Source organism: Acinetobacter sp. YH12023 (assembly GCF_013420135.1).
Classification (GTDB): Bacteria; Pseudomonadota; Gammaproteobacteria; order Pseudomonadales; family Moraxellaceae; genus Acinetobacter; species Acinetobacter amyesii.
The window spans coordinates 157,598-177,521 of record NZ_VOYU01000005.1; the positions used below are offsets into that span (position 1 = coordinate 157,598).

Consider the following 19,924-nt stretch of genomic DNA (forward strand, 5'->3'; position numbering starts at 1 on the left):
TTCACAATGAGAAAAATCACGTTTATTTTTTAATCAAACTTATCTGTATTTTTTTCAACACTGCGAAAGAAGCATCGCTTAATATGTAAAAAATAGAGCTTCGTTTTCTAAGCTCATGCTTGATTTAACAGACATATTGTCTCGTTAACACTTGATGTAGTTGTTATAAATAGACTTCTTCAGCTCAGACAACTCAGCGCTTGTTGCCTGCAAAATTTTCTCATCACCAAATAAACACCGTATGTTTTTGATTTTTTAAACCTGACCATATTCAAGCGCCCATCGCAGTTCCTTCCACACGCAAAACAAGCTAATATGTGCCACAAGAAATTTAGCAAATTATGAGAGAGACATGCGCCAGTATTTAGACCTTTTACAACACATTCTCGACAACGGCGGCGACAAGGGCGACCGTACGGGTACGGGAACACGTTCTGTATTTGGTCATCAAATGCGCTTCGATCTTTCTCAAGGTTTCCCTTTACTCACCACCAAGAAAGTTCATTTCCGCTCTATCGTGATTGAACTGTTGTGGTTCCTTAAAGGCGATACCAATGTTCAATATTTGCAAGACAATAAAGTCTCGATTTGGGATGAATGGTCTACAGCAGAACAAACTGCACGCTTCGGTCGTCCTGCCGGAGAATTAGGTCCTGTTTACGGTCATCAATGGCGTAATTTCGGTGCAACCAAAAAAGCCGATGGCCTATATGAACAAGATGGTTTTGACCAAATTAAATGGTTGGTCAATGAAATCAAAACCAATCCTAACTCACGTCGTCTAATCGTCTCTGGTTGGAACCCAAATGAGGCAGGTAATGTTGCATTGCCACCATGCCATACCTTGTTTCAATTTTTTGTTCAAAACGGAAAATTATCTTGCCAATTATATCAACGTAGTGCTGACGTTTTCCTGGGTGTGCCGTTTAACATTGCCAGCTATGCCCTGTTAACACACATGATTGCACAAGTTTGTGGTCTAGGTGTAGGTGACTTCGTTTGGACCGGTGGGGATACACATTTGTATGCCAACCATTTCGAACAAGCGCAGTTGCAATTGACACGTGAACCAATGGGTCTGTGCCAATTAAAACTCAATCCTGAAATTACCGATCTTTTCGATTTTAAATTTGAAGATATTGAAATTGTAGGTTATGAATCACATCCTGCGATTAAAGCCCCTGTTGCTGTTTAATTTTTAGAAATCCCAAGTGAAAAGCAAAATCCCGCTTTACCTCAAGCGGGATTTTGCATTCTAATAGACGGCAAATATTTCGGCTATTTGAGTTCAAACTATGGCATTTCAAAATTTAGAAATCGTGCACGTTGTCGCTATGGATCAGCAGCGCTGCATTGGTAAAGGGAATGATTTGCCGTGGCATATATCTGCCGATTTACAGCACTTTAAAGCCATCACTCAAGGCGGTGTAGTGGTCATGGGACGCAAAACCTTAGAGTCTATGGGACGTACCCTTCCGAAGCGTGTCAATTGGGTAATTACACGAGATAACACTTGGTCATTTGAAGGCACCAAAGTCGCATATAGTATCGACGAGGCATTAACGCAAGCTGTTGCTGATGTTGCAAGTTCAGAAAAACCAACGAGTTTGTTTATTATTGGTGGTGGTGAAATTTTTAAGCAAACCATCGGCATTGCAGACCGTTTAGAACTCACGCATGTTGAACTGGATGTTCAAGGTGATGCGCATTATCCTGAAATTCCTGCGGACTTTCAAAAAGTGGCGTCAGAACAACATATCGACGACAAAACTGGGATTGCTTTTGAGTTCGCAACTTACCGAAAATAAAGAAAAATCTTAAGCTAAAAGAAAAATATGCAACAGAGTGACCAACGAGCAATGTTCAAAAAAATAGGGCGAAGTATTCTTCATGCCCTATTTAGTGTATTTGTCCTCTGCTCTTCGATTTGGCTCTGTGCCGCCCTGTGGATACAGCAACCGGCAGGCTGGTTAGGCAGCCGCATTATCATTGGGATCTGGATTGCTTTCGCCCTGAGCATTTTAGGCATCTATATTACCCAACACTTTTTTAGCCGTCGTAAAGATGTCTTGATTTATATTGTGGGCTTTATCTGTGGTCTATTTTGGTATTTTGGCATGGAAGCACGCCAAGATCGTGAATGGAATCCTGAAGTAGCAGAAATTCTACATTATGAAAAGCAAGGCAATCTCATCACCTTGCACAATGTGCGTAATTTCGACTGGCATGCCGATGGCAGCTATACCCCGCGTTGGGAAACCCGCCAATATGACCTAAGTCAAATCAATGGCGTCAACATCATTACCTCGTATTGGATGGGGCCGCAAATTGCCCATACACTGGTCAGTTTTGATTTTGCTGACAGACCACCGCTGACGTTTTCGATTGAAATTCGCAAAGAGAAAACTGAAGAATTCTCTGCGATTGGTGGTTTTTTCCGTAAATATGAACTGAGCCTCATTGCATCAGATGAAAAAGATATCATCTATACCCGCAGCAATACACGCGGAGAACAGGTCTATTTCTTCCCCGTAAACATGCCAAAATCTGAAATGCAGGCGCTGTTTGTAGAATATCTCCATAAAGCTGATGAACTGCGGACTCAACCTAAATGGTACAACACGCTTACCAGTAATTGTACAACACTGGTTTTTGACATGATTCAAGCCGTTTCCAAACATCAACTTCCAACCGATTACCGCTTATTTGCATCCGGTTATTTGCCGAATTATTTGTATGACCTCCATGCCATAGACCAAAATTGGGATATGAAAACATGGTATCAAAAAGCCCATGTTAACCCTCGTGTCTCTCAAATCAAGCAACTGAGCAGTGAACAATATTCCAAATTAATTCGACAAGGTTTGCCGCATTCACATTCAAATCCAAGCGCCAATCAATTGTAATTCTTAAATAATGATACAAATATGGCTAGCTTATCTGTGCGATATTTGCTTAGATAGTTGAAATGCTTCCACGGGGAAATTCCGATGCTAAAACAAATATTTGTTGCTGCAACTTTGGTTTCAACTTTAGTGGTGACAGGCTGTGAAAGCATGCCTGCACAAGACAACACCATAACTGAAAATTTAAACCTATTACAGAATCGTACTTGGATTGCCACTCAGATTGGCAACACTCCAATCAAAACAGCACCCAATGCGCATAATATTCCAAGCATTCAATTCGATGCGGCTTCAAAACGTGTCTCAGGTGCAGACGGCTGTAATCGTATAATGGGTGGCTATAATGCTGGCAAAGACACCATAGCGTTTGGCCCGATTGCTGCGACACAAATGGCTTGTCTCAATAACAATGGGCTAGAGCGACAGTACCATGCAGCACTCGAAAAGGTAACGCATTATCAAGTTTTTGGAAAAACCTTGAAATTGCTAGACCGTCACGGCAATTTATTAATTCAATATGAAAGCGCTGTTCAACCGCGTTAAATCATTAAAAAAGTCTGCTTCGGCAGACTTTTTTATTCACTGTTCAGTCATGCCAGAGACATTTAATGCACATAAACTAGTGATTAGTATACAGACGTACATTGCAGTTTTTAGCTATAACCCCATATTAAACATCAGGGAACAAAATAGGATTTCACTATGCAACAAGCGGTATTTGGTGGTGGGTGCTTTTGGTGTGTAGAAGCAGTTTTTCTACAACTAAAGGGCGTGCAAACAGTTGTCAGTGGTTATGCAGGGGGAGTTACTCAGCATCCGAGCTATGAGCAAATCTGTGAGGGAAACACCCAACATGCAGAAGTCATTCAGATCAATTTTGATGACAGCCAAATCAGTTTTAGCCAATTGCTAGATGTATTTTTCGCAACTCACGATCCAACCACGCTGAACCGTCAAGGCAATGATGTCGGTACACAGTATCGCTCAGTGATTTTCTATCAGGACGAATCACAAAAGCAGATTGCTGAACAACGTATTGAAGAATTAAAAGCTGAAGGCATCAATATCGTGACTGAACTGAGTCCAATGCCAACCTTCTACCCTGCCGAAGAATATCATCAGAACTTCTTTGCACGTAACCCAAACCAAGGCTACTGCAATTTTTCAATACCACCTAAACTCATGAAATTACGTAGCAAATTTCAAGAGCTACTCAAATCTGAGTGATCTAATTAAACAGCATCTATTTTCAAAATAGAGACATAAAAAAAGCGACATTTCAGTCGCTTTTTTTAGTTATCTTTGCTCAGTGCTTAGTTATCACTGGCAAAGGCGATATCGCTGAGTCCGGCTCCACTCGCACGCGACATCACTTGTGCAACTGTGTCATAACGTGATTCTTTATCGGCTTTTAATACCAATGCAGGCTTACGTTCTTGCTGACCAGCTGTATTAAGACGACTTTCTAAATCTTCGAGCGTGACAATATCACCATTCCAAGCGATATCACCCGCTGAGTTAATGCTGATGGTTACGCTTTCAGGCGGCAGATCAATCACTTCTGCAGTCGTTTGTGGCAAGGTTAATGGAATTGATGGGTTGGCAACAGTCGCAGTCACCAAGAAGATGATCATCAATACCAACATAATATCGATGAGCGGAATGAGGTTCATCTCATTCATGCCAGCATCGTTGTCTTCACCCAATTGAAAAGCCATTAAGCTTGACCTCCAGCTAAACTTTGCTGTGCAGTTTTCACGTCTTCTTTCTTCGCTGCAGATTCTTGTTGCAACATAGTATCAATCAATAAACCATGCGCTTGATCTTGCAATTCATTCGACAGTGTACGGTTAAAACGAACACAAATGTTATAAGCCAATACCGCAGGAATCGCCACAGCCAAACCAAGACCGGTCATGATCAAAGCTTCACCGACTGGAGTTGCCACTTGCGCTAAACCCGCTTGACCGCTTTTACCCACTGCTACAAGGGCATGGAAAATACCCCATACTGTACCGAACAAACCTACGAACGGTGCAATTGAAGCAATCGTACCCAATACAGATACGCCTTTTTCAGCATTAGCTTTTTCTACCGAAATTTGACGTAGTAATGCTTGTTCAGCCACAGCCTTACGTTGTTCAAAAGCTAAAGGAGCAAATTTCGCTTTCAGTTTGCTTAGTGCATCTGCAAGGTGGTTATATGCCACTTGCTTGAGCTGACGGGTGCCCATAATACGAAGAACGAAGATCGTCCAAGTCGCAATCGACATTGCAAGTAACACGAAATACAGTGTTTTGCTGACTGCATCTGCATGTTGCCAATAAACTGAAAAGTTCATATTCGAACTCCTAATGGGTTAGCCGGAATCTTAATTAAGTTTAAAGTTGAATGGTTGATCAACTCGCGTCGGAGTTGCCACACCATTATCAATATATTTGGATAAACGTGCACGCTTCACTGCAGCAGTCACTTTACGGTTTACAGCAGCGCCACAAGTCGAGTTTTTAATCGTTGCTGATTCGACTTTACCTTCAGCACTTGCAGCAATCGCAACTTCAACTGTACACGACGCTTTTAATTCACCATCTTCAAATTGAACATTCGGTTTCTTAATCCAACTGACACCATTACCAATACTGACTGATTTAGGCGTCGGTGGTGCAGGTGGTGCTGGAGGCGCAGGTGGTGGTGCAACAGGTGCCGGAGGTGTTGGTTCAACACGAACGACTTTCGTTTCAGAAACCACAGTTGAAACAACGGGTGTTGGTGGTACGTTCTTGACCGCTTCAACAGTTGGTTTCGGCGCATCTTTCTTTTTCACCTGTTCCACTTTTTCCACTTTCTTCGGTGGAGGTGGTAAAGGCTTATCTACAATTTTAACTTCTTTTGGCTTTGGTGGCTCTTTCTTCGGTTCTGGTTTTGGCTTCGGAGGTTCTGGTTTTTTCTCTTCAACAATCTTCACAAAGCGAACTTTAATCGGATCTTTTTCGATCGGTTTAAGTTCTGGTGCTTTCATATTGCTGACCGCCCACAATACCCCCATATGCCCTACCACAACAGCGAGAAGCGCAGTAATGATTTTCTTTTTCATCGGGTTAGGTGATTGCATCATTGGAGCGGGAGATTGACTCATTAAACTCAGTTACCTTGAAGAAGCGATTGCATTTATTTTGTCAAAAATACAATCATGCTCATCGGTTAGCACAATTAAAGTACGGCAATAATAAATGAGAAGTGTTTTCATTTGCAACTATTAATTCGTCAGTTTTAATGACTTTTTTTAATCATAATATAAAAAAGGCATACCTAAAGTATGCCCTTTTATTCAAAAATTTATCTCGTTTTATTGAAATACAACAGTTTTATTACCATCGACAATAATACGATCTTCAAGATGCCATTTGACTGCACGTGCGAGCACATTACGTTCTACGTCCTGACCTAACTCACGCAATTGTTCAACAGTAAAGTCGTGGCTTACACGCTCTACGTCTTGCTCAATAATCGGCCCTTGGTCAAGATCAGCAGTCACATAGTGCGCTGTCGCACCAATCAACTTCACACCTTTTTCATGCGCTTGTTTATATGGGTTCGCACCAACAAAGGCTGGGAGGAATGAATGGTGAATGTTGATCACTTTCATTTCCCATTTTTGAACAAATTCTTCGTCTAAAATTTGCATATAACGAGCAAGAACCAATAAATCATTGCCTTGCATCAACTGATCAATTTGCTCATAAGCTTCACGTTTGTTTTCTTTATTCACAGGAACAACTTCAAACGGAATACCGAAATTTTCTACAGATTCACGTAAAGCATCGTGGTTAGACACGACTTTGGTGATTTCACATGGCAAACCACCACGTGCATGACGCCACAACAGCTCAAGCAAAGCATGGTCAACTTTTGACACCAAGATACCGACTTTCTTCACATCACTGACTAAAGCTAAACGCCAGTGCATGTTGTAACGCTCAGCAACATTGCTTGCAAATGTTTGAGTTAGACTTTCTTTACGGCTTTGTAAATTGTCCAATTCGAACTCAACACGCATGAAGTATCGCCCCCCTTGAGCTTCAGTCGCGTATTGATCAAGTGCGGTAATATTTGCTCCCTGATGATACAAAAAGCTCGATACAGCTTGCACAATCCCTGGTTTATCTTCACAGGTAATGAGTAAGCGTGCTGTGTTAGCGGTCGACATATTCATGTTGGTTTATATCACTAATCAGTTAAATTGAAAAAAGAGCCGAGTATTCTAACGCTTTTTGAAGCCAGACTAAATAGTCTTATTCAGTAACCTGATGCTTTACGTTTGAAAGACTTGCAAACAAGTCCGACGGCCCTAAAGTTTCGAGCAATCGCTCATAGGTTTCACGGCTTTCACCACGTAGATATGCGCCTTCTAAGAACACCATTTGTCGCAGTGCTTGCCACACCCACTTTTCTTCTAAAGTGTTGGAGTCGGTAATATGGCCCGACATATAAAGGAAGTTGGTCCAGTTGGTCAGCACGATCCACAAGTTAATGGTTAAGGCCTCAATTTCAGAATCGGTCATCTGCATTAAGCCTGCGTCAACAAAGGCACGATAAATTTTCTGCCCTTGTTGCATAACTTGACCGGCAAAACGTGGATACATTTTGCGGAAATCTTCATTATTTTCGACCAAGTGATAAACATCACGATGTAAAAAGCGATAAGCCCATAATTGGCTACTTAATACTTGAAAATAGCGAATTTTATCATTGGCATCTAATTGACGATCATCAGGAAGCGCTAACATTTCTAGCGTTTCTTGCTGATATTGCTCCATTAATTCCTTAATAATTTCACTTTTATTTCGGAAATGGTAATACAAGTTACCTGGGCTCATTCCCAGTTCAGCAGCAATATGATTGGTTGTCACTGAACGCTCGCCACGCTCATTAAACAACTGCAAACTCAGCTGCAAAATACGTTCTTTCGTTTTTAAGGTTTTGGTGTGAGACATCCTAAAACAACCATTTATTTCAAAGCATTAGAACACTAACACATAAAGTAACTTGACTATTTAGAGTATTTGCTCTAAAAATTAATTAATCGCTAATTTGGATATGGTCGTGCGACATGAATAGTCAAACAAAAACAACTTCAATGACACCACATTCTTTTGATCACCAGCATCTCAACAATATGTTGGAACAGCAGAAACAAGCGTATTTACGTTACCCATTGCCTACAGCAAAGGAACGTATTGACCGTTTGGCTCGGCTTAAGCGTATCTTAGTTAAGTATCAAGATCAATTTGCTGATGCAATTAATCAAGACTATGGTAACCGTTCTATTGGTGAAACCAAGATTGGTGAGTTACTCACATGTCTTGAACACATTAAATATTATAGCAAGCATTTGACAGACTGGATGAAACCATCCAAACGCCATGTCGGAATTATTCATCAACCTGCAAAAGCATGGGTGCAATATCAACCACTTGGTGTCGTCGGCATTATTACGCCATGGAACTACCCACTGCTTCTTTCTATAGGTCCACTGATTTGTGCTTTGGCTGCGGGCAACCATGCCATGATCAAAATCTCGAGTGCCTCTGCGGCATTCGGTGATGTATTAGAAAAAGCCCTCGCAGAAGCATTTCCTCAAGAATTGGTCGCAGTCGTCAACGGTGGTGGCCCAATTTCAGATACGTTTAGTCACCTTGCCTTCGATAAAATGATTTTTACTGGCTCAACCAATGTCGGTAAAACCGTCATGGCGGCAGCGTCTGAAAACTTAGTTCCTGTGATTTTAGAATTAGGCGGAAAGTCACCTGTATTGGTTCATCCGTCTATTGACCTAGCAGATGTCGCACAGCGTCTTGCTGTTGGTAAACTTTGGAATGCAGGTCAAACTTGTGTTGCACCTGATTATGTGTTCTTACCTCGTGGTAAAACGGCTGAATTTTTAGATCACTATAAAGTGTGCGTTGAAGCCATGTACCCAAGTATTGCCCATAATCAGGACTACACCTCGATTATTAATGACAAGCAGTACAACCGCCTACAAGGTTATTTAGAAGATGCGCGTGATCAAGGCGCACAAATCATCAGTTTTAACCCACAAAATGAAGATGTGGATGCTGTACGTAAAATTGCACCTACGGTTTTAACTGGTGTCACTCCAGACATGCAAATTATGCAGCATGAAATCTTCGGTCCGATCCTTCCGATCATGGAATATGATCAAATTGACGAGGTTATTGCTTTTATTAATAGCCGTCCTCGTCCACTTGCTTTATACTATTTCGACTTTGATCAGGCACGTGCCGACTATGTCGCAACACGTACCCATTCAGGACATTTCGGACAAAACACGGTATTAACCCATGTGGCTCAAGATGACCTGCCGTTTGGCGGTGTGGGGGCTTCGGGTATGGGGAAATATCATGGTCCAGAAGGTTTCTTCAGTTTGTCGCATGAACGCTCGGTGATGTCGAATCCAAAACTCTATAGTTTGAAATTCATTCTTCCACCGTTCAATAAGCCGATCCACAAACTGATTTCGAAGACACTTCTTCGATAAACGATCAAGGCATGAACGATCACACTAGGTGATCGTTCGTTTTATGCAAAATCGCTTGTCTTTTAAGCGCATTTTTGATATAAAACGCCCCTTGAATGAATTCAATGTTTTTTTTGACTGGCCATACAGATTTGCTGTTGGCTAAATCAATGGAGTTACACCATGTCTAAGGTTTGCCAAGTTACCGGCAAGCGTCCAGTCGTTGGTAACAACGTCTCACACGCCAACAACAAAACTAAACGCCGGTTCGAGCCGAACCTGCATCACCACCGTTTTTGGTTAGAAAGCGAAAAACGTTTCGTACGTCTTCGTCTAACTACTAAAGGTATGCGTATTATCGACAAATTGGGCATCGAAAAGGTTGTTGCTGACCTACGTGCTCAAGGTCAAAAGATCTAAGGAGCTACGAACATGCGTGATAAAATTCGCCTAGTTTCTTCTGCTGGTACAGGTTATTTCTACACTACCACTAAGAACAAACGTACTATGCCGGAAAAAATGGAAATCAAAAAATTTGATCCAAAAATCCGTCAACACGTAATTTTCAAAGAAGCTAAAATCAAATAATTTTAGTTTTTTGAAAAAAACGACCTGCTTAGGTCGTTTTTTTTTGCATTTTTTTTATTCGAATTGCTAAACTTTCAAAATGCTTTTGGCACTTTTTGTGCTTGTCTTTTTTACCCTTAACTTAGGCTTAAGGAGTTTTTAGTGCCTCATGATGTAGAACTCATAATATTACTTGCTGTTGGCTTTGGTTTTGCCTTAATTTTTGGCTATATAGCTGCGCGCCTGCGACTTCCTCCCCTCATCGGCTATCTGATTGCCGGTATTATTATTAGCCCAAATACGCCTGGAGTAGTTGGTGACATCCATCTCGCCAACCAGTTGGCCGAACTCGGTGTCATGTTCCTGATGTTTGGCGTGGGTATGCACTTTTCACTCAATGATTTGATGCAAGTCCGTCGTATTGCTTTGCCCGGTGCCATTTTACAAATTGCAGTGGCGACCTTACTGGGTATGGGAATTTCCATGCTTTGGGGCTGGAGCATGGGCTCAGCCTTAGTGTTTGGCTTAAGTTTGTCGTGTGCAAGTACGGTGGTTCTCCTCAAGGCTCTCGGTGACCGAGGCTTACTTAACTCCGTGAATGGTAAAATTGCTGTAGGCTGGCTCTTGGTTGAAGATCTGGTCATGGTCTTGGTTCTGGTCTTACTCCCTGCCACAGCAGTATTGCTTGGTGGACAGCCACTCACAGAAAGTAGTGCAGATGAAAATATCTGGCTCACCCTTGGTATTACCTTACTCAAAGTGGCAGGTTTTATTGCCTTTATGCTAATCATTGGTAAACGCTTAGTGCCAATGATTATGCAAGTGGTTGCACGCTTAGGCTCACGTGAATTATTCACGCTTACCGTGGTTGCAGCAGCTGTGTCTATTGCTTTTGGTGCCTACAAGGTATTTGGTGTATCCATGGCACTGGGCGCATTTTTTGCCGGTATGGTGGTCAAAGAGTCTGACTTTAGTCACCGTGCAGAAGAAGAAACCCTTCCGCTTCGTGAAATTTTTTCAATTTTGTTTTTCGTCTCCGTCGGCATGCTGTTTGATCCACGGATCTTGATTGAACAACCGCTTCACGTCTTAGCAGTAGTCGGCATTATCATGATTGGTAAGACCATCGCTGCAATGGCGTTGGTGTTGTTCTTCCGTTACCCTATCAATACCGCATTAACCGTTGGGGCGAGTTTGGCGCAGATTGGTGAGTTCTCATTTATTTTGGCGACCTTAGGTGTATCTCTAAATCTCCTTTCAATGGAAGGTCAAAATCTGATACTGGCAGGCGCTTTAATCTCGATTACGCTGAATTCATTTATATTTTCAGCCATCGAGCCTATGCAGCGACTCATCCGTGAGCGCTCGAATTTGGCCCGTTTACTGGAACGTAGTAGTGACCCATTAGCCATGTTGCCTGATGAAGTCTCACAGGATTATCTGCGTGATCAGGTGGTGCTGATTGGTCATGGTGAAGTCGGTCGCCGTATTACCCGCGAATTAATGAATGAAAACATTAAAGTGGTTATTGCTGAAGAAAACCGTGAAATCGTGGAAAACTTGCGGGAAAAAGGCATCGCTGCGGTATCCGGTGTAGCAACAGAACCTGGGGTTTTAATTCAAGCCCATATTCAACACGCACGCCTTTTGGTCATTTCACCTATGGATATTTTAGATATTCATAAAATTGTCGATATTGCCAAATTGCTGAATCCTTCTATCCAAGTATTGGTTTGTGCGGAAAGCAAAGAAGAAGCTGAAGTCATTCGTCGTGACAATGTCGGTGAGGTTTATTATGCCAAAGAGGAAATGGCGAAAAATATGAGCAATCATATTTTAAATCAAATCCAAATTGCGCATCACCAAACACCGACACACTAAATGCCTAAATAAAACGCTTAGGGGCAATACCAAAAAGGCGATGCATTTAAGCATTGCCTTTTTTTAATGGATATAATTCATTAATTTTAAAATTACAACTAATTGAATTTAAAAAACATATTGATAAAATGAGCATCAAACGAGGCATCATTTTAAAAACTTCAAACAAGAAACGAGAAAAACATGTACATACTCTATTTAGGCCTTGCCATTATTTTGATTGGCGGTCTGGGCTTTCTCATCGCTGCATTTAAAACCAGTATTTTATGGGGACTGGGCTGTCTATTGTTTTACCCCATTTCCATCGTCTTTCTGATTCTGTATTGGCAAGATGCCAAAAATCCTTTTTTCTTACAGCTCATCGGGGTCTTTATTGTATTTTTAGGTTCGATACTGATCTCACCTACTGAACTGGGCACAGTCTAAGTGCCATTTTGGGTATAAAAAAACGCACCGAAAGGTGCGTTTTCATCATGATCTAAAAATCAGTGCCTATATGATTAGCTCATATATTTAGGCTTTTCATCAACCACTTCGGCATGCCATTCATCCACTTGTTTTTCTAACAAACCAAACAATGCAGCCTGAATCATTTGCTGAGCGATCACACTCATTTGATCGCCCAAAATATTGCGTAATTCTTCATTGAATTGGATAGTCACCAAAGGCTCTTTTTCTGAGCCTGCATTACGCAATGCCAACTCACCACCTTCCAATTGAACCAGCTCTAAAATTGCTTCCTGGTTCCCAAAGAGTTCTTTCAACTGTTCTATAGACATATATCCCTCCATGCGCAACATGGTGATAAAGGCATCTGCACTTTGTATTACTTAGATAATCTTATATCGGGTTAAATAAATTTATTTCAAGTAGCAATAGTCCGATTAGAACTCCACCATCTCGTTACGAAATCCATCAATCAATTGGGTTAGATCACGATGCCATTCACGCAAAATAGCGGTATCTGGCAACCATGCTTGCGGTGTTTGGGTAACTTTAATAATTAAATTTGAAGACGTTTCATCTTCTGGCTCTGGTGCAGACGGTTCAGGTGCATATTGACACATACGATGTGCGCGTTTCAGCTCTGCAATAAAGCCTTGCTTTGCCAATTGCTGCATAACAGTCACTTCAGGTGATACCTGACCTTTTTCAGCCATCAGCGTTTCAATCGACTTTAATGTGGGCGCAGGATCATTTAAACGATAGTAACGCACCAACTCTTGTAAAAACGCAAGTACTGCACCATGCAAATGAAAAACCGCTGCTTCGCGATAAGCCTGAGCTTGTTGAACATGATCGGTCTGCTCGGCTTGCTGACATGCAAGACGGCTAAAATATAACTTTTGATTGGTACGATCAGCATGAAAGCGAGCAACACGAGACATGAACAATTCCCTAAATTTTGGCATTTTTCTACATGAATAAGCTTAAACGGATTTTTAGGAAATTCACAATAAATATTATGGATGATCGATTTCAATTAAATAAATGTCACGCTTGGCAGGAACAGGCATATCCCAATCAATCATCCTGATATTTTCCAGACGCCAAGCCCAGTACCCTGCTGCCCAATATGTAGCCTGCGCTTGCTCTACCTCTGTTTCAGTCCATGCATGAACGTCATATACATCGACCATCGCCACTGCACGTCCAATATCTTCATCTCCGCTTTCATGTAAGTAGCGTTGATTTTCCACGATCACTAAATCTTTTAAAGGCAAATGTTCGGGCTGCCATGAGCGGACTTCAAGCGTTTTAAGCCCACAAGCAATGTTCGAACCAGATGGCGCAACAATAGACAAAGCCGAGTAGCATTTTTTCATAGATCACCGATAAAAAAAGGAGCGTAACGCTCCTTTTTAAATTTATGCTTTAGGCTTATCTTCAGCCGCTTTTACGCGAATACCTGCACCTTTGACTTTCAAAGTATTCAGGCCTTTAATCGCTTTTACAGCTTCACGACCATTTGGCATTTCAACAAAACCAAACCCTTTCGATTTACCTGTGCTTGCATCCATAACAACAACAGCAGACTCTACTGCGCCAAATGGTTTAAACAGTTCAACCAATTCTGCTTCAGTAACTGAACGCTCTAAGTTACGTACTAAAATTTTCATTCAATCTTCCAAATAGACAGCATCATCAAAAAGCATTTGTCTATTTTGCTTTTTAACTTGCGTGTAAATCACGTCAAAAATCTATTTTAATCGAGATCGATACCAAAATCTAAATTAATCGATTTTCTTTCGATTAACGCACTTTTTACGGTTTGCTGACGGGTTTTATAATGTGTTTCCAAACTACATAGGTTTCGAGTTAAATCATTCATAAAGTAACTTTCTACTTTACGCCCTTGCTCATCGACAGTTTCACGCGCCCAGTGGTTCAAGTTTTGCTTAGTCAAAATCAATTCATTTTGCGCACGTGTCAGCGCCACATATAACACGCGGCGCTCTTCTTCCACTTCATCGAAATTGCCTTGGGCACGTGCATGCGGGTATTGCCCTGGTGTGACATTCGCCACATAACAGACTTTTTGCTCCGTTCCTTTTGCCGAATGAATGGTAATTAACGTCACGACATCACTGTCAGATTGGCGTTCAATTTCAGAAATGGACACTGGATCAAGGACATATTCTTCTAAGAATTCACTCAACTGCGTATGTTTGGATGCCAATTGTTTCACCAGATCAAAATCACCGACACGGCGGTTCCAATCTTTTTTATAGTTTTCTTCTAGCTGCTCAGAAATCGCTTGAACAGCCAAGCTTACACATTCTTTGACCTGATCTTTCAACACCGACATTTGCTTCATCATCAGAATCGCTTGGTCAGGTACTTTGCCAAAATTTTCTAACTTGGTTGCAATGGCTTGCATTTCTGGCTCAAGTAAAATCTGCTGCGATAACTTACTCGCACCTACATCACCCACACCATTCCATAAGGTTAAAAAGCGCATCCACGCGATATCATCTAAAGGATTGGCCACTACACGCAATACACTGAGTAAGTCTTTTACATGGGCTGTTTCAAGTAATTTCATGCCGCCAATAAAGCGATACGGCACGTTTGCGGCAATACAGGCCGCTTCAATATGACGAGCAGCAAAGCTTGAACGCACAAGCACCATATGATCCGACCATTTGCTGCCTTCGAGGTAATGACGCTCTTTGATGTCGATGGCAATCCATTTGGCTTCATCAAACTCATTCGGGAAAATATGCATTTTCGGCTTAATCCCTTCACCACGATAGGCATCTAAGCGTTTGTCATATTTAATTTCGCTTTCATCCAACAACCAATTCGACAAGTCTAAAATTTCTTGGGTTGAACGATAATTTTTTTCGAGTTTGAAAATCTGTGCGTCGGGTACACGCTCTTTGAAATGATGAATATTTTCAAAGTCTGCACCACGGAAGCCGTAAATGGACTGTGCATCATCGCCGACACAGAACAAACTGACACGTTCCTTTAGTGGCTCAAGTAACGCCCATTGCAGCGGATTGGTATCCTGCATTTCATCAACCAACATGTGGCGACAAATCGAAGCGACATAATCGACCAGTCCATCTGATTCCGCCAAGGCTTTCGCGACAATCGCCAAGATATCATCATAATCGAGAAAACTACGCGCACGTTTACGGGCTTCGTATTCTTTCATGATATCCGCGATTTGATCTTTCAACGCAAAGTACTCTGGCATTTGCTTTTCCATGGCAATGCTGAGTTTCTGACGTGTATTCCGCGCAAAGGAATACAGATCACAGAGTTCTTTCGGCTTGGGCAAGTGATTGGGGTTTTTCTTATCATCACGACCACGAATCAGGCGGAACATCATGAGTTGATCATCACGATCAATAATCGAAAACTGTTCTAGGCCAAAGGCTTTTGGAATGCGGCGCAATAGGTACATACAAAAGGTGTGAAAGGTTGATGCACGTAACCCTTTGGCTTGCTCCCCCAGAGCCAGCTCCACACGAGCAACAATTTCACTCGCTGCACGGCGAGTAAAAGTCAAAATTTGAATTTGATTGGCAGGCACGCCTTGATCAATTAAATAAGCTGCACGCGCTACGATGGTTTTGGTTTTACCACAACCTGCTCCTGCCAAAACCAAGCTATGCTGTGCTTCTGTTGTTGCGGCTTGTTTTTGTTGAGGATTTAATTCATCAATCAGGTTGGCTAAACTCATGGTGTCTCATCGTGCTATATGAATTGGTAGTTTAACAGAGCTACCCTAAATTCACAGCGTAGACGACTACAAAGTGACTCAACTTGACGCGGAAACACACCGTTTTAACCATGACTATTCATTTAAAATTTTCATTGTTTATACAGTAAAAAATCAGTAGATTTACAAATCAATATCATTAGAAAAACAAAGACCTATTTAAATCCATAGGCTTATAACTTTAGAAAATAACCGTCTCTAGGAATCATGACATGTTCAATAGATTTTCACAGCTTTCTCTGTTGGTACTGAGTAGTAGTTTTTTTCCATGTCCAAGTATTCAAGCTGCAGATAAACTTAGCCCCATGACACCTAGTGAGTGCCAAAAAGATTTTAACTTTAGCTCTGAATTTATACTCAAAAATGATGCGGGTATTCGAGCAAAAAACTGGGACAACTATCCAGAAAATATTCAAAAGGTCATAAATGAGCAAAACGCTAAAATTACACAAGTAAATTCGGTCGATGCCTGTAAAGAAATCACCAATCACTTTCTGAAATCTATCCGTAAAGGCCATCTGAGCTTAGGCCGAAAAACCATATCAGAAGCCATCACAGAGAGTTCAACAATACAATCAAGCAATCTCGTGACCACGCAAAAATTATCTGAGCAGACAACCTTAATTACCATCCCAACTTTTGCTCTGTCTGTTCAAGATCAACTTGAAAAGATCATTCAAGACAATCAAAACCAAGTGTTAGACGCACGTTATTTAATTCTTGATCTACGCAAAAACTCAGGCGGATTTGATACATCAGCACAACCCCTTTATCCACTTTTGGGAGCAGCTGAGTATTGGTTTGAAATACCCCAAATTTATGCATCTACAGAAAATATTCAATCATGGAAAGAAACAGCCAAAACCTTACCTGATGGGGAAATCAAGGTAGAATTTAATCGTATGATTGCTAAACTTGAAAGCAATAAAAATAGCTGGGTTGGGATGACGAAGCAGAAAGAGGAAAAATATGTGATCGCCCATTCAGACGTCAAAGCTACGCCCAAAAAAGTTGTTATTCTGTCAGATGAAGAATGCGGTAGTTCGTGTGAAATGTTTATTTTAACCGCACGTCAAAATCCGAATGTTTTAGTCATGGGGCGTAACACTTATGGTGCTTTAGATGCATCGAATATTCGAACCATCAAAACGCCATCTCAACAATTCACACTGTATTATGCAACCACATTTATCCACCGCCGTACGGGGCAGCAAATTGACGACATTGGTATTGCACCTAATATTCGCCTCCCTAAACCGCAAAATCCAACTGAGTACGATGCAGAAGTCACATTGGCACAGCACTATTTAGAAAATCGCTTATAGAAGTAACACTTTTCAGAACCGATCCATCTTAAGAGGAGTAGGTTCTGATCTTTTACATATAGAATTGATGAGATCTGTACAACTTTTTTCTAAGTATGTTTCGGCATTTTTTAATGCATCTTCCAACTTACAATCTGGTGGATTAATCCCAACAATCTGTGTGAAACCTAAATCATAAAGTTCTGTTATTTCCTCACCCACTAGACCAGCAAAGGCGATCACGGGTTTATTAAACTTTTTTGCAACCTGCGCCACACCAAATGGTGTTTTACCTAACTTGGTTTGATGATCAATTTTCCCTTCACCTGTCAGCACATAATCTGCCTGTGCTATTTTTTCCTTCAACTGAGTTTGTTCAATAACCAATTCCACACCTGATTGCATCGATGCACCTGCAAAAGCCATCAACCCAAAACCTAATCCACCTGCAGCACCTGCACCTGCTACATCACGTAAAGTACAACCCAGTGTCGCTTCAACCACATCGGCATAATGACTGAGGTTCTGATCTAACTGACGCACCATCTCCTGCGTTGCACCTTTTTGCGGGCTAAAGATATGGGATGCACCATTTTCACCACATAGTGTATTAATGACGTCGCTGGCAATGATAATTTCTGTATGCGCTAAACGTGAGTCGAGCTGCGTCAAATCAATACTGTTAATTTGATCAAGACAACCACCACAAACTGCTATTTCCAAGCCATTTTCATCTAAAAATTGTGCCCCCAAGGCCTGCGCCATACCTGCACCGCCATCATTGGTCACACTCCCGCCCAAGCCAATGATAATTTTACTTACTCCGAAGTCTAGAGCAGCCTGGATCATTTCGCCCGTACCATTAGTTGACGTCAGTAAAGGATTTCGCTGAGCAATATCGACAAGATGAATACCATTAGCTTTTGCCATTTCAATCACTGCGGTTTTCCCACCGTCGATCAAACCGAAATACGTCGTCACACGTTGATTGGGCAAAGGACCTGTAAGCGCTATCGTCACTTTTTGGCCGTCGCAAGCACTGAGTAACGCATCTACAGTTCCCTCACCGCCATCTGCCATTGGCACAGCGATGACATTGGCGTCAGGTATGAGCTTTAAAATTGCACGCTGCATCGCGTCACAGGCTTGTTGAGCACTCATACTTTCTTTAAATGAATCGGGCGCAAGAACAAAAGTGGTCATCTAAATGCTCAAAATAAAACTTGTCCTCAACCATAACGGTTTTAAAATAGCAGGTATATCTAAAAACATCAGAAAGGTTCGAAATGTCACGAATCAACCTAGGTCAATCTGCACCTGAGCTATATAAAAAAGTCGCAGAACTTGATGCACTGGCAATGCAAAAAATAAATGAGGCTGGCCTAAGTGAAGGATTAGCTCATTTACTCAAATTACGTGCATCCCAAATCAACGAATGTGCGTTCTGTATTCGTATGCATGCACAAGATGCACTTAAAACTGGTGAAAGTATTGAACGTATTAGCCTACTGACTGCATGGCGTGAAACTGCGTACTATGACGAAAAAGAACGTGCGGCTTTAAGCTTGATCGAAGCGATTACATTAATTGCCGAAGGCCAAGTTCCTGATGCAGTTTATGAAGATGCCCTACCATTTTTAACGGATGATCAAATCAGTGCGATTGAATGGCTCGCAATTGTCATTAACACATGGAATCGTATCGCCATTAGTAGCCGCTATAGCGTGAAACCTTAACGGGTTGTACACATTAAAAGTGAATAAAAAAAAGAGTGCCTCAGCACTCTTTTTTTATTTATCAGATCCGCAAGCAGCTTACTGCTCTGCCGAGCTTTTCGGCACTTCACGTCGAATATAAGAAGCCAAAGTAAGGTAGTTGACCCCTTGGAATAAAATATCAACCGCCAAGAATAATCCTAATACCCAAAATGGTGCATCAGGCGACATCAAAATGATCACACCCGTAATCAAGGTCAATAGACCTGAAAATAGTGTCCATCCCCAACCTTGAAATGTTTGAAATAGCACAGCATTAAAGATACGAATGACCCCTGCAATGATCAAAATAATCGCCAACAAATTGGTCAGGACAATGGCCGTTTTGACAGGCGTTGTAAATGCATAATAGCCTGCGACCAAATACAACACACCAAATAGTGCCCAGAACCAGCGGTAGCCGCCTTCAAAAATTTTAAATGCTGCGATGAAGTGAATTACGCCACCTAACATCATCAGCAAACCAAAAATATAAATCACCGTAAGTGTCGCAAATGGCAAGGCTACCAAAAGGACCAATCCGAAGACCACCAATAAAGCACCTAAACCGAGATACCACTTACGGTTTTCATGGAGCTGACTGCGAATTAAATCGTTGCCTACTGTTCTCATGCTTTTTCTCAAGTTATTCGTTATTCAATGGATTATGCAACTTCATGATGAAGAAAAATAAAAGAAAAGTCCAAATCTTATCCACACTGCCACTTGAAGCTGTGGAT

The 19,924-nt window shown here is 41.5% G+C and carries 24 protein-coding genes; 12 read left to right on the forward strand and 12 right to left on the reverse strand.

Features of this window, described 5'->3' with window-relative positions; genetic code table 11:
* Window positions 1-352 precede the first annotated feature (352 nt).
* The 5 genes from thyA to msrA all read left to right on the forward strand — a co-directional run bounded on the left by thyA (window position 353) and on the right by msrA (window position 4,133).
* Complete coding sequence (gene thyA / locus FTT92_RS07460; RefSeq protein WP_078189681.1) at window positions 353-1,195, forward strand: thymidylate synthase; 843 nt, start codon at window positions 353-355, stop codon at window positions 1,193-1,195.
* A 100-nt stretch (window positions 1,196-1,295) separates the two neighbouring features.
* Window positions 1,296-1,808 carry a dihydrofolate reductase gene (locus tag FTT92_RS07465; protein WP_180010197.1) on the forward strand — a complete coding sequence of 171 codons (513 nt, stop codon included), beginning with the start codon at window positions 1,296-1,298 and terminating at the stop codon, window positions 1,806-1,808.
* Between the two features lie 27 nt (window positions 1,809-1,835).
* Complete coding sequence (locus FTT92_RS07470) at window positions 1,836-2,906, forward strand: DUF4105 domain-containing protein (RefSeq protein ID WP_180171777.1); 1,071 nt, start codon at window positions 1,836-1,838, stop codon at window positions 2,904-2,906.
* An 84-nt stretch (window positions 2,907-2,990) separates the two neighbouring features.
* Window positions 2,991-3,449, forward strand: coding sequence for an META domain-containing protein (locus tag FTT92_RS07475; RefSeq protein ID WP_180171778.1), 459 nt, complete (start codon window positions 2,991-2,993; stop codon window positions 3,447-3,449).
* Between the two features lie 159 nt (window positions 3,450-3,608).
* The gene (msrA, locus tag FTT92_RS07480) at window positions 3,609-4,133 is read left to right on the forward strand and encodes a peptide-methionine (S)-S-oxide reductase MsrA (RefSeq protein WP_180171779.1); all 525 of its coding nucleotides are present in this window, start codon (window positions 3,609-3,611) and stop codon (window positions 4,131-4,133) included.
* Window positions 4,134-4,219: 86 nt separating this feature from the next.
* Here the strand turns inward: msrA and FTT92_RS07485 are convergent, their stop codons facing one another.
* The 5 genes from FTT92_RS07485 to FTT92_RS07505 all read right to left on the reverse strand — a co-directional run bounded on the left by FTT92_RS07485 (window position 4,220) and on the right by FTT92_RS07505 (window position 7,900).
* Window positions 4,220-4,624 carry a biopolymer transporter ExbD gene (locus FTT92_RS07485; RefSeq protein ID WP_078189686.1) on the reverse strand — a complete coding sequence of 135 codons (405 nt, stop codon included), beginning with the start codon at window positions 4,622-4,624 and terminating at the stop codon, window positions 4,220-4,222.
* A complete protein-coding gene (locus FTT92_RS07490) occupies window positions 4,624-5,247 on the reverse strand; it encodes a MotA/TolQ/ExbB proton channel family protein (RefSeq protein ID WP_078192725.1) in 624 nt (207 codons plus the stop codon). Before FTT92_RS07490 ends, FTT92_RS07485 begins: the two co-directional genes overlap by 1 nt.
* A 30-nt stretch (window positions 5,248-5,277) precedes the next feature.
* Window positions 5,278-6,042, reverse strand: coding sequence for a TonB family protein (locus FTT92_RS07495; protein ID WP_180171780.1), 765 nt, complete (start codon window positions 6,040-6,042; stop codon window positions 5,278-5,280).
* 210 nt (window positions 6,043-6,252) lie between these two features.
* Complete coding sequence (gene purU, locus FTT92_RS07500; protein ID WP_078192727.1) at window positions 6,253-7,119, reverse strand: formyltetrahydrofolate deformylase; 867 nt, start codon at window positions 7,117-7,119, stop codon at window positions 6,253-6,255.
* Window positions 7,120-7,198: 79 nt separating this feature from the next.
* Window positions 7,199-7,900, reverse strand: coding sequence for a TetR/AcrR family transcriptional regulator (locus tag FTT92_RS07505; protein ID WP_180034938.1), 702 nt, complete (start codon window positions 7,898-7,900; stop codon window positions 7,199-7,201).
* Window positions 7,901-8,016: 116 nt separating this feature from the next.
* Between FTT92_RS07505 and FTT92_RS07510 the strand changes: the two genes are divergently transcribed.
* The 5 genes from FTT92_RS07510 to FTT92_RS07530 all read left to right on the forward strand — a co-directional run bounded on the left by FTT92_RS07510 (window position 8,017) and on the right by FTT92_RS07530 (window position 12,318).
* A complete protein-coding gene (locus FTT92_RS07510; protein WP_180171781.1) occupies window positions 8,017-9,465 on the forward strand; it encodes a coniferyl aldehyde dehydrogenase in 1,449 nt (482 codons plus the stop codon).
* Between the two features lie 162 nt (window positions 9,466-9,627).
* Window positions 9,628-9,864 (forward strand): 50S ribosomal protein L28, encoded by a 237-nt coding sequence (gene rpmB / locus FTT92_RS07515; RefSeq protein ID WP_000048256.1) that lies wholly within the window; start codon window positions 9,628-9,630, stop codon window positions 9,862-9,864.
* Between the two features lie 12 nt (window positions 9,865-9,876).
* Window positions 9,877-10,032, forward strand: coding sequence for a 50S ribosomal protein L33 (rpmG, locus tag FTT92_RS07520; protein WP_001205031.1), 156 nt, complete (start codon window positions 9,877-9,879; stop codon window positions 10,030-10,032).
* A 141-nt stretch (window positions 10,033-10,173) separates the two neighbouring features.
* Complete coding sequence (locus FTT92_RS07525) at window positions 10,174-11,892, forward strand: cation:proton antiporter (RefSeq protein WP_180171782.1); 1,719 nt, start codon at window positions 10,174-10,176, stop codon at window positions 11,890-11,892.
* A gap of 183 nt (window positions 11,893-12,075) precedes the next feature.
* On the forward strand, window positions 12,076-12,318 hold the full coding sequence (locus tag FTT92_RS07530; protein ID WP_078192731.1) for a hypothetical protein: 243 nt from the start codon (window positions 12,076-12,078) through the stop codon (window positions 12,316-12,318).
* A gap of 74 nt (window positions 12,319-12,392) precedes the next feature.
* Here the strand turns inward: FTT92_RS07530 and FTT92_RS07535 are convergent, their stop codons facing one another.
* From FTT92_RS07535 to FTT92_RS07555, 5 genes are all read right to left on the reverse strand, one after another.
* Window positions 12,393-12,671, reverse strand: coding sequence for a hypothetical protein (locus tag FTT92_RS07535; RefSeq protein WP_078192732.1), 279 nt, complete (start codon window positions 12,669-12,671; stop codon window positions 12,393-12,395).
* Between the two features lie 105 nt (window positions 12,672-12,776).
* A complete protein-coding gene (locus FTT92_RS07540) occupies window positions 12,777-13,280 on the reverse strand; it encodes a DUF6586 family protein (RefSeq protein WP_180010190.1) in 504 nt (167 codons plus the stop codon).
* Window positions 13,281-13,355: 75 nt separating this feature from the next.
* The gene (locus FTT92_RS07545) at window positions 13,356-13,718 is read right to left on the reverse strand and encodes an ASCH domain-containing protein (protein WP_078192734.1); all 363 of its coding nucleotides are present in this window, start codon (window positions 13,716-13,718) and stop codon (window positions 13,356-13,358) included.
* Window positions 13,719-13,760: 42 nt separating this feature from the next.
* Window positions 13,761-14,012 (reverse strand): RNA-binding protein, encoded by a 252-nt coding sequence (locus FTT92_RS07550; RefSeq protein ID WP_078189697.1) that lies wholly within the window; start codon window positions 14,010-14,012, stop codon window positions 13,761-13,763.
* A gap of 86 nt (window positions 14,013-14,098) precedes the next feature.
* Window positions 14,099-16,087, reverse strand: coding sequence for an ATP-dependent helicase (locus FTT92_RS07555; RefSeq protein WP_180171783.1), 1,989 nt, complete (start codon window positions 16,085-16,087; stop codon window positions 14,099-14,101).
* A gap of 251 nt (window positions 16,088-16,338) precedes the next feature.
* Here FTT92_RS07555 and FTT92_RS07560 point away from each other — a divergent pair, with 251 nt between their 5' ends.
* Window positions 16,339-17,451 carry a S41 family peptidase gene (locus tag FTT92_RS07560; RefSeq protein ID WP_180171784.1) on the forward strand — a complete coding sequence of 371 codons (1,113 nt, stop codon included), beginning with the start codon at window positions 16,339-16,341 and terminating at the stop codon, window positions 17,449-17,451.
* Between the two features lie 12 nt (window positions 17,452-17,463).
* Here the strand turns inward: FTT92_RS07560 and FTT92_RS07565 are convergent, their stop codons facing one another.
* The gene (locus FTT92_RS07565) at window positions 17,464-18,633 is read right to left on the reverse strand and encodes a glycerate kinase (protein ID WP_180171785.1); all 1,170 of its coding nucleotides are present in this window, start codon (window positions 18,631-18,633) and stop codon (window positions 17,464-17,466) included.
* A gap of 83 nt (window positions 18,634-18,716) precedes the next feature.
* On the opposite strand from FTT92_RS07565, the gene FTT92_RS07570 reads away from it, so the two are divergent.
* Window positions 18,717-19,166 carry a carboxymuconolactone decarboxylase family protein gene (locus tag FTT92_RS07570; RefSeq protein WP_180171786.1) on the forward strand — a complete coding sequence of 150 codons (450 nt, stop codon included), beginning with the start codon at window positions 18,717-18,719 and terminating at the stop codon, window positions 19,164-19,166.
* A gap of 78 nt (window positions 19,167-19,244) precedes the next feature.
* On the opposite strand, the gene FTT92_RS07575 is transcribed toward FTT92_RS07570, so the two are convergent.
* Window positions 19,245-19,817 carry an HdeD family acid-resistance protein gene (locus tag FTT92_RS07575; RefSeq protein ID WP_180171787.1) on the reverse strand — a complete coding sequence of 191 codons (573 nt, stop codon included), beginning with the start codon at window positions 19,815-19,817 and terminating at the stop codon, window positions 19,245-19,247.
* Window positions 19,818-19,924: the final 107 nt, after the last annotated feature.